Origin of the sequence: Natronolimnohabitans innermongolicus JCM 12255 (assembly GCF_000337215.1) — an archaeon.
GTDB lineage: Archaea > Halobacteriota > Halobacteria > Halobacteriales > Natrialbaceae > Natronolimnohabitans > Natronolimnohabitans innermongolicus.
Genome location: NZ_AOHZ01000096.1, coordinates 84,238 through 91,786, shown reverse-complemented (window position 1 = coordinate 91,786; position 7,549 = coordinate 84,238). Strand labels below are relative to the sequence as shown.

General features: G+C 60.2%; 7 protein-coding genes and 1 rRNA gene. 5 read left to right on the top strand and 3 right to left on the bottom strand.

Annotation, left to right across the window (positions count from 1 at the left end; translation table 11 throughout):
- The 3 genes from C493_RS22380 to C493_RS20550 form a co-directional block, all read left to right on the top strand.
- Positions 1–1,677, top strand: a 23S ribosomal RNA gene (locus C493_RS22380); the annotation flags it as partial.
- A 377-nt stretch (positions 1,678–2,054) separates the two neighbouring features.
- Positions 2,055–2,195, top strand: coding sequence for a hypothetical protein (locus tag C493_RS23535; protein WP_007261423.1), 141 nt, complete (start codon positions 2,055–2,057; stop codon positions 2,193–2,195).
- A 79-nt stretch (positions 2,196–2,274) separates the two neighbouring features.
- Positions 2,275–2,721 (top strand): MaoC family dehydratase, encoded by a 447-nt coding sequence (locus C493_RS20550; protein ID WP_007261422.1) that lies wholly within the window; start codon positions 2,275–2,277, stop codon positions 2,719–2,721.
- 3 nt (positions 2,722–2,724) lie between these two features.
- On the opposite strand, the gene C493_RS20545 is transcribed toward C493_RS20550, so the two are convergent.
- The 3 genes from C493_RS20545 to C493_RS20540 form a co-directional block, all read right to left on the bottom strand.
- Positions 2,725–3,156 (bottom strand): hypothetical protein, encoded by a 432-nt coding sequence (locus tag C493_RS20545; RefSeq protein WP_007261421.1) that lies wholly within the window; start codon positions 3,154–3,156, stop codon positions 2,725–2,727.
- A gap of 312 nt (positions 3,157–3,468) precedes the next feature.
- Positions 3,469–3,606 (bottom strand): hypothetical protein, encoded by a 138-nt coding sequence (locus C493_RS23275; protein WP_162471457.1) that lies wholly within the window; start codon positions 3,604–3,606, stop codon positions 3,469–3,471.
- Positions 3,607–4,389: 783 nt separating this feature from the next.
- Entirely contained in the window at positions 4,390–5,166 is a 777-nt protein-coding gene (locus C493_RS20540; protein ID WP_007261419.1) for an IclR family transcriptional regulator, read from the bottom strand.
- A gap of 144 nt (positions 5,167–5,310) precedes the next feature.
- Between C493_RS20540 and C493_RS20535 the strand changes: the two genes are divergently transcribed.
- Both C493_RS20535 and C493_RS20530 read left to right on the top strand, forming a co-directional pair.
- Positions 5,311–6,507 (top strand): acyl-CoA dehydrogenase family protein, encoded by a 1,197-nt coding sequence (locus tag C493_RS20535; RefSeq protein WP_007261418.1) that lies wholly within the window; start codon positions 5,311–5,313, stop codon positions 6,505–6,507.
- A 4-nt stretch (positions 6,508–6,511) separates the two neighbouring features.
- Positions 6,512–7,510: an MBL fold metallo-hydrolase gene (locus tag C493_RS20530; protein WP_007261417.1), complete on the top strand. Its 999-nt coding sequence runs from the start codon at positions 6,512–6,514 to the stop codon at positions 7,508–7,510.
- The last annotated feature ends 39 nt before the right edge of the window (positions 7,511–7,549 follow it).

Sequence of the window (7,549 nt, the reverse complement as noted above, 5' to 3'; positions counted from 1 at the left end):
ACTCCTCAAGACCGATAGCGAACAAGTAGTGTGAACGAACGCTGAAAAGCACCCCACGAAGGGAGGTGCAATAGGGCGTGAAATCAGTTGGCGATGGAGCGACTGGGCACAAAAGGTCTGCTGTGAAATGACCCAGGTGCGAACCTGCAGTAAGAAACAGCAGAAGCCGGTGTCCAGTCGTACGTTTTGAAAAACGAACCAGGGAGTGTGCCTGTTTGACGAGTCTAACCTGATCATCAGGGAAGGCGTAGGGAAACCGACATGGCCNTGTGAACGAACGCTGAAAAGCACCCCACGAAGGGAGGTGCAATAGGGCGTGAAATCAGTTGGCGATGGAGCGACTGGGCACAAAAGGTCCTGTGCGAAATGACCGAGGTGCGAACCTCTAGTAAGAAGCACAGGAAGCCGGTGTCCAGTCGTACGTTTTGAAAAACGAACCAGGGAGTGTGCCTGTTTGACGAGTCTAACCTGATCATCAGGGAAGGCGTAGNGAGGGCCGCCGTGTTCAAGCGCGGGGAGTCAAACGGGCACGACCCGAAACCGGATGATCTAGGCGTGGGCAGGGTGAAGCGTGCCGAAAGGCACGTGGAGGCCCGATAGCGTTGGTGTCCTACAATACCCTCGCGTGACCTATGTCTAGGGGGGAAAGGCCCATCGAATCCGGAAACAGCTGGTTCCAACCGAAACATGTCGAAGCATGACCTCTGCCGAGATAGTTCATGGGGTAGAGCGACGGATTGGGGGACCGCACTCCGAGAGGAGTGCGCCCCCCTGTCCAACTCCGAACCTATGAACGTCGTTTGACGCAGGGAGTCCGGTGCGCGGGGTAAGCCTGTGTACCGTGAGGGAGACAACCCAGAGCTGGGTTAAGGTCCCCAAGTGTGGACTAAGTGCGATCGAAAGTGGTCCCGAGCCCTAGACAGCCGGGAGGTGAGCTTAGAAGCAGCTACCCTCTAAGAAAAGCGTAACAGCTTACCGGCCGAGGTTCGGGGCGCTGAAAATGATCGGGGCTCAAGTCCACCACCGAGACCTAGCGGCANTGATCCCGTAGGTTGGCGTTCTGTTCGGATGGAAGCACGGCCGAGAGGTCGTGTGGACCGTTCAGTAACGAAAATCCTGGTCATAGTAGCAGCGTTAGTCGGGTGAGAACCCCGACGGCCGAACGAGTAAGGGTTCCTCAGCAATGCTGATCAGCTGAGGGTTAGCCGGTCCTAAGTCAGCCCGTAAGTCGAAGCTGACAACAGGGAAATAGGTTAATATTCCTATGCCAGTGTGCACTCAAAGCCGACGCTTTGGGGCCGCCTCTGCCGGGCTTTCGCCCGGCCGAACAGTCGAACTTCGTGGAAGCCGTAATGGCACGAAGCGAACGAATGACTGGATAGCGCAAGAGAGGTCAACCTAGAGCCCGTGAAAAGGCAAGCACACTGTCCGTACCGAGATCCGACACAGGTACTCGTGGCGGCGAAAGCCAAGGTCTGTCGGGAGTAACCGACGTTAGGGAATTCGGCAAGTTAGTCCCGTACGTTCGCAATAAGGGATNACACATGGGTCCACGTTCGGTAAACGCGATCGGATGACCGATCAGGCGTCACCGAACTACCAAGGCTCACATCAGACCCCTTCTGTACGGAAGACCGCAGGGGAAGGGTCCTCATCTCCTTCGTATTAATCGATAACCGCCGGTTGGTATATAAGGCCTCTGAATCGGACCGTGTAAGGGAGGGACTCCCTCTCACGATAGTCGGACCGTTGCAAGCGGTCGCGAACGATTCTCGAGTCCCCTCCGTCGAGAGACAAACGGGGAACCATACGGCGTTCGGTCACTCGGCTATGACCACTCCGTACGGTCGGTCACGAATTCGCTACCGAGGCCAGTGCCACTCGGTTGAGAGTGTGTATCCGCGGGATGGCCCCACCCGAGCAACGCTACGGGTCGGTCGGTCACGGTTCTGGACGCTCGACAGCCTGACCAGTCGACTCGAGACTGATTGACAGCAAGACATGTCAAGAGAGTTTGATGAACGTTTACGGTTCTCGGAGTGCTATGCTAGAACATGCCGTGCCAGCTTCTGTGTGACGGTTGTGATCTCGACCGTGAGTGTTCAGACTGGCTCGAGGCGAATCGGCAAGCAAGCGACCACGAGGCCGAGTACGCGGATCACTGGGTGATGATTCGAGACCTCCAGCGCGCCTGATAGCGGACTGTCCGAGGACGGCGGCGAAATAGACCGCCAGTCCGTAGATTATTGCGTGGGTGTGACAAACACCCAGGGGATGCAGTACTACGAAGACGTCGAAATCGGGACGACGGCGGAGTACGGTGAGTATCGGATCACGAAGTCGGAGATTATCGAGTTCGCTCAGCAGTACGATCCACAGCCGTTTCACCTCGACGAGGACGCGGCTGCGGAGTCGGCGTTCGGCGAGCTCGTCGCCTCTGGGTGGCACACTGCGTCGGTTTGTATGCGATTGCTCGTCGACGGCTACGTGCAGGACCGAGCGAGTATGGGCGCCCGCGGCGTCGACGAACTTCGCTGGAAACGACCTGTCAAGCCCGGAGATACGCTTTCGGTTCGAACCGAGGTACTCGATAAGCGCGTTTCCGAGAGCGATCCACGACGGGGCTACGTCGAAACGCGGATCGAAGGGGTCAATCAGGACGGAGACGTCGTCATCTCCTGGATTGCACACGGAATGATCGAACGGCGGAATCCGAACTGATCGTCAGTCAGGACTGCGTGCGTTGGCGGTGCCGTCAGGCGGGATGTCGAGGGCTGCAGCAACGATTGCCGTCTGAACCGTTCGGAGATCGCTTTCTTGAATCGTTTCTGCGGCTCGAAACCGTTCGCGAACGTCGGAAACTCGCTGTGGCGTCGCCGCGAGGTGGACGAGATTGAACCCGTCAGCGTCGACGGATTCGGCCGCCTCGAAGTCGGCTTCGTCGTACCGTTCGGCGAACGACTCGAGCAGCGTCGCGACGAATTCGTCGGTTGCATCAGCGCCGGGGTCGCCTCGTGGAACGGCGTCGCTGTTCGCTTCGAAGTACGACTCGAGGTCGACGACGCCGGCCTCCTCATAGAGGGTATCGGCGAGCGCATCGACGACAGGATCCGAGAGGTAGACGCCGAACAGCTTGTACCGATCGTCGCCGGACATACGCGTTCGTTCGGCACGCAGCCACTAAAGAACCGACGTCACGTGCGCGGGAATCAGAATGCCAAGAGAGGACATCGATCCGAAACAGCTGGTTCCGAAACACGGGTGCTCGCGGGAGAGGAAACGCGGTCGAAACGCTTGGCGCTGTCGCTGTTTGCCACCCGACCCCCGAATACTGACGCGACGGCCGATCCGCAGTCGCAGCCATGAGCACCCCGACGGTTGCAGTGCACGACAGGACGCGTGGGATCGTCACCGACGAGACGACCATGACTGCGCGACAGGGTTCGGAGTGTCATCCGGCCGAGGGTGTCAGAACTCGTAGTGAGCAATCTCGCCAGCACCACAGGTCGGACAGGCGTCCGGTTCGTGATCGAATTTCGTGCCGCAGTTGCGACACTCGTAGAGCTCCCCATCGCCGTCGATGAGCAGCCGAAGTCTAGACACCATTCCCATATCACTGCCCAGTTAGCGATTGACGGGTTTAACCGGGTTGCCGGCATTGTGCGTCTCTCAATTGGGTCAACGACATTCATCAGCCAAGACTGAAACGCGTCTCTCGAAAACGCGTCTCTCGATGAAGACGGACGGTTCCCACTGGCACACAGCTAGTACTAGATAAATTACTATGCTTGGCTAGATATGTATATTGGGTGGCAGAAATAGCAATCCAACGCAGAATATCGTAATATGTGGTTTTAGAGCGTCTATACTGATATTGCCATCTATGGGCTCGATCGAGACCGGACGTTTCGATCACACGACTAATTCCTATAATATGCCTTTAGAAGAGTACAAAGGTGCTATGAGAGCATTTAATCGGCCTTCACTCGCCTCGCTACTGGGAGACGACCCAATACTCAGATCTCGTATAGGTACCGATAGTTGTCGGATACACGAATATATTCGAGCAGCCAGAAAGGCGATTCGGACGACCTCGCTGCTGCTCGGTGATTCGGTGACCGGCACTCGAGCACGACGGACTCGAGGCGTTCGCCTCGCTCGGCGAACGGCGGGTAGCGGGCGAGACGTTCGGCGGTCGGCGGTGACCGTGCTGGCGCGTCGAGCCCACCGTTCGTTACAAACATATGGGTGTAATAACGGGCCCGTTCCGGCTACCGGAACGGGACGAATGGTCCACCAGCGGCGAACTATCTCGACGTCAGTCGTGACAGACGCGATTACTTCGACGAAGAGTCGTTCAATACGGCTGAACAGATGCCGACCGAAGGGTTAGTCGGCGAACAGAAGATTCACTTCGATCGTATTCGCTGCCGAGAGCAACTGATCGTGGAGTTCGTCGTGGTCCCACTCGCTCTCGAGGCGATGTCGTGGGCCGGCGACGGTGACGGCGCCGTAGACGGTTCCATCGCTGTCGAGAATCGGGGCGCCGACGGCGCTGACGCCGTGGACGTACTCGCCGCTGTTGTACGCGATGCCCGTCTCGCGGATCGACTCGAGTTCCGCGGTGAGCGTTTCCCAGTCGGTGATCGTCTTGTCGGTAAACGCCGGGAGTCCCCAGCTGCTGACGATTTGATCGACGGCCTCGTCGTCGAAGTGAGCGAGCATCGCTTTCCCGCCAGCCGAACAGTGGAGATACGTCGGCGTCCCGACGTCGATGCTCGACGTAACTGATCGCTCGCCGTTGCAGGCACGGATAACGGTTCCGAGCCCGTGTTGTTCCGTCGAACAGAGTACTCGTTCGCCGGTTCGGTCCGCGAGATCCGCGATCGGTTGTTCGGACGCCTCGTAAAGGGGTTGTGCGTGTTTGACGTGTTCGCCGAAGGAGAGAAACCGAAGACTCAGTCGGTACTCGTCGCCGTCTTGCACGACGTACCCCTTCGATCGAAGCGTCGTCAGATGCGCGTGAACTGTGCTCTTGGCCAGTCCGGTCCGTTCGGTCAGTTCGGTCACGCCGCCACCCTCTGCCTGCCAGAGTGCCTCGAGAATGTCGAGCGCCTTCACGACCGCCTGGACCCTGTCATCCGCGTCCACGTCGGGGGTTGGCATACCAGTAGTTGCTGACCGCATGACAATAACTGTTCCGCTCTGTTGAACGGGGGTCACACGACGGCCGTGAGCGATCCAGTCGGTATCGGGGCAACGACTGTGTGTCACGATAACACTTATGTGGTGGCTGCTATCATATGATCTATGGACTTTAGCGAACCGTCCGAAGCCGTCCAGATCAAGAAAGCGCTCGACGAGTTCATCGATCAGGAAGTCGCACCACTGGAAACCGAGTACGATCGGTTCCTCGGCGCCGACTACGAGAAACACATCGTCGACGAGGATCACAGACAGGTCCCCGAGTACCGAGAGATCGTCGAGGAGATCCGACAGAAGTCGGTCGAAGCGGGCTTCTACGGGATGACGATGCCGGAGGAAGTCGGCGGTGGCGACGTCGATATCCTCACGCGCGCGATCGTCGGCGAGCACATGTCGAATCGGCCGCCGGGCTTTCACAGCGCCATCTTCGGCGGCGCAGGCGGGCCGACGCCGATTCTGCTCGAGTGCGACGAGGAACAACGCGAGGAGTACCTCTATCCGCTGATGGACGGCGAGATCACGACCTGTTTCGCGCTGACCGAGCCGGGCCACGGCAGCGACGCCCACTACATGGATACCCGCGCCGAGAAAGACGGCGACGAGTGGGTAATCAACGGACAGAAAGTGTACATCACGAACGGCCCCTACGCGGACTACGCGATGGTGTTCGCTCGGACGAGCGGCGACGACGGGGACCTCCACGGGATCACCTGCTTCCTCGTCGACGCCGATAATCCAGGCTACGAAGTCGGGACGATCCACCGCGCGATGGGGATGACGCCCGGCACGCACGCCGAACTTCACTTCGACGACTGTCGCGTCTCCGAAGACCAGGTACTGGGCGAGGTCGACCAGGGCTTCCAGTCGGCCATGAGCTGGATCGGCGGCGGACGGATCAACATCGCGGCGGGATCGGTTGGAACCGCGCAGTTCCTGCTCGATATGTCCGTCGAGTACGCCCGCGACCGGGAGACGTTCGACAAACCGATCGGACACCGGCAGGGAATCTCCTTCCAGTTGGCCGAACTCGCTACCGACATCGAACAGGTCCGCCAGCTCTACCGGTACGCCGCCTGGAAGATGGACAACGGTGAGCGCGCGCGCAAAGAGGAGTCGATGGCGAAACTCCGCGGCGCCCAGCTCGCGAACGACGCCGCCGATATCGCGATGCAGGTCCACGGCGGCGCCGGCTTCATGAAGGATCTCCCGATCGAGCGCAACTATCGCTCGGCGCGGGTCTTCCGCATCTTCGAGGGAACCGACGAGATCCAGAAGCGAACGATCGCCCGCGAACTGATCTGAGTCGATGTCCGACGCGACGAACCGGCAGTCGGCCGCCGACGCGACGTCAATCACGCGACTCGAGTTCGACATCGAGTGGCCCCCGAAACACGCCGCGGCCTACCTGATCGAAACGTCCGATCCGATCCTCGTTGACGCCGGCAATCCGGGCGACCGGGGCGAACAGGCGGTTCGTACTGAACTGGCTGCCCAGGGCTACGACCCGTCGGACGTCGGTGCCGTGATCGTCACCCACCCCCACAGCGATCACATCGGACAGCTTCCGCTGTTTCGCGAGGCCGGCGCGACGGTGTACGCGCCGGAACCCGTCCTCGAGCGACTCGAGCGCGACCCCGACGAACTCGCCGCCGGCGTCCGCGAGGTCGGCCGTTCGGCGGGCTATCAGGGGGAAGCCATCGAGCGCGAAGTCGAGCGCGCCCAGAGTTCGTTAGAACGGAATCGACGGCTGCTCGCGCCCGACGAGGCCGTCGGCTTCGCGTTCGACGAGTCGGTTTCGGTCGCCGGACTCGAGTTCGAACCGATCCACACGCCGGGACACCAGCTCCACCACGTGAGCCTGGCGACGACTATCGACAATCAGCGGGTCCTCTTCAGCGGGGACGCGCTCATCGAACCGTTCCGTCCGGGGACGATCCACGTCGGTATCGACCACGGTGCCTACGAGGCCGTCGACGCGTTCCACGAGGGACTAGACCGGCTCGCGAAGCGGTCGTTCGATCACGTGTTCCCGGGCCACGGACCGGTGTTCTCGAACGCCGACGAGACGATCGAGTTTACGCGAAGCGAACTCGAGGCGCTCACGGCAGACACGCTCGAAGCCGTCACAGCCGTGGGGCCTGCGACGCCGATGGAGATCACCCGTCGCCGGGTCGGCGAGGTACGCTATCCCGCACAGTTACTGGATACGCTCGGCGCGCTGGGCACGCTAGACCGGCGCGGCCGCGTCCACTGTACCGAACGAGATGGCGTTCGCCGCTACTCGTTCGAGAAGGCGGCGCCGTAAGCGACGAGCGGGCAGCGCCGCCAAACTGCGGGCGAAGCG